At 42.7% G+C, this 1,906-nt stretch carries 3 protein-coding genes; all 3 read left to right on the top strand.

The window, feature by feature from the left end:
- Nucleotides 1-820: 16S rRNA (adenine(1518)-N(6)/adenine(1519)-N(6))-dimethyltransferase RsmA (rsmA, locus tag QZU45_RS12405; protein ID WP_295355749.1), on the top strand; the 820-nt coding region annotated here is incomplete at its 5' end.
- A 168-nt stretch (nt 821-988) separates the two neighbouring features.
- On the top strand, nt 989-1,444 hold the full coding sequence (locus QZU45_RS12400; protein WP_295355747.1) for a GAF domain-containing protein: 456 nt from the start codon (nt 989-991) through the stop codon (nt 1,442-1,444).
- A 54-nt stretch (nt 1,445-1,498) separates the two neighbouring features.
- A partial coding sequence (frr, locus tag QZU45_RS12395) for a ribosome recycling factor (protein ID WP_295355745.1) occupies nt 1,499-1,906 on the top strand: 408 nt, incomplete at its 3' end.

The following is a 1,906-nucleotide window of genomic DNA, read 5'->3' as shown; positions in this document are numbered from 1 at the left end:
TGTAACTTTGCAAAAAATAAATGAGTATATGAAGAAGGTAACTCCAAAGAAGAATTTAGGTCAGCATTTCTTGATTGATCTTGGTATAGCTAAGCGCATTGCCGACACGGTGGATGCTTGTCCTGATATTCCTGTGTTGGAAATAGGACCGGGTATGGGTGTGCTCACTCAGTATCTTGTGAAGAAAGACCGTGATGTGAAGGCGGTGGAGATAGACTCTGAGAGTGTGGCATACTTGTATGAAACATTCCCTGAGCTTCGCGATAAGGTTATTGGCGAGGACTTCCTTCGTATGGATCTGACTAAGATTTTTGACGGTAGGCAGTTTGTGCTTACTGGCAATTATCCTTATGATATTTCTTCGCAGATTTTCTTCAAGATGCTTGACTACAAGGATCTTATACCTTGCTGTACGGGTATGATTCAGCGCGAGGTGGCTCAGCGTATTGCAGCTCAGCCTGGTAACAAGACCTACGGCATCTTGAGTGTACTCATTCAGGCTTGGTATGATGTGGAATACCTGTTCACCGTTGACGAGAATGTGTTCAACCCTCCACCAAAGGTGAAGAGTGCCGTTATCCGTATGACTCGTAATGATGTTCATGATTTGGGATGCGACGAGAAACTCTTTAAGCGTTTGGTGAAGACGGTGTTCAACCAGCGCAGAAAAATGCTTCGTGTGAGCATTAAGCAGATGTTCTCGAAGGAGACTATGCCTGCTGCTGATTTCTTCACTCAGGAGATTATGACTCTTCGTCCAGAACAGATGACTATTCAGCAGTTTGTTGACCTTACAAATCAGTTGTCGGCATTATATTAATTCTTTTCAGTTATCTTTTGAGATGAAAGAAATGTAATGTAATTTACAATAAACGCATTTAAAAATCATCTCGAACGCATCTAAGACTCATCTCGAAGGAATCTCGAAGGGTGAGAACGAGGAAAATGTTAGAAAAACGGAAACTATAAAATACTTATCAGGAATAGTATGAGAGAAAAATATGAACTCTTAGTGCAGCAAGTTGCGGCACTTATACAGGGAGAGAAAAACAAAGTTTCGGTATTGAGCAACGTGAGTGCAGCTCTTCATGAAGCATTCCCTGAGCGATTCTTCTGGGTAGGCTTCTATATGGTTGAAGATGGCGAACTGCAGTTAGGTCCGTTCCAAGGCTCGGTAGCATGTATGCACATAAAAAAAGGCAAAGGCGTGTGCGGCTCCTCTTGGGAAAAAGCCGAAACAATAATTGTTCCTGATGTGGAGCAGTTTCCAGGGCACATAGCTTGCAGCAGTTTGAGCAGAAGCGAGATTGTAGTGCCAATGATAAGTAATGGTGAGGTGATAGGCGTTCTTGACATCGACAGCACATCAACCGATACCTTTAATGATACCGACAAAGAATATCTCGAGCAAATAGTTAAAAAAATAATCGAAACTATTGTATAATCCGAGAATAATCTATAATTTTGCCGATAACTAAAGACAAAAACCCAATTATATATGATTGACGTAAAAGCAACATTAAAAGACGCCGGTGAGCGTATGGAGATGGCGGTGATGTATCTTCAGGAAGAACTGGCCCGCATCCGTGCAGGACGTGCTAATGTAGCAATCCTCGATGGTGTACGTGTTAACTCTTATGGTTCTATGGTTCCACTGAACCAGGTAGCCAACGTTTCTGTTCCTGACGCCCGAACAATTGCTATTCGCCCATGGGACAAGAAGCAAATTAAGGATATTGAGAAAGGCATCATGGACAGCGATGTAGGTATCACACCAGAAAACAACGGTGAGATGGTACTTCTTCACCTGCCACAGCCTACAGAGGAGCGTCGTAAGGAACTTGTTAAGCAATGTAACAAGATTGGTGAAAACACCAAGATTCAGGTTCGTAACATCCGTGCAGAT

The sequence above is a fragment of the uncultured Succinivibrio sp. genome (assembly GCF_902756765.1).
Lineage (GTDB): Bacteria > Pseudomonadota > Gammaproteobacteria > Enterobacterales > Succinivibrionaceae > Succinivibrio.
The sequence above is the reverse complement of the archived record's forward strand: the minus strand, read 5'-3'. Positions and strand labels throughout refer to the sequence as shown.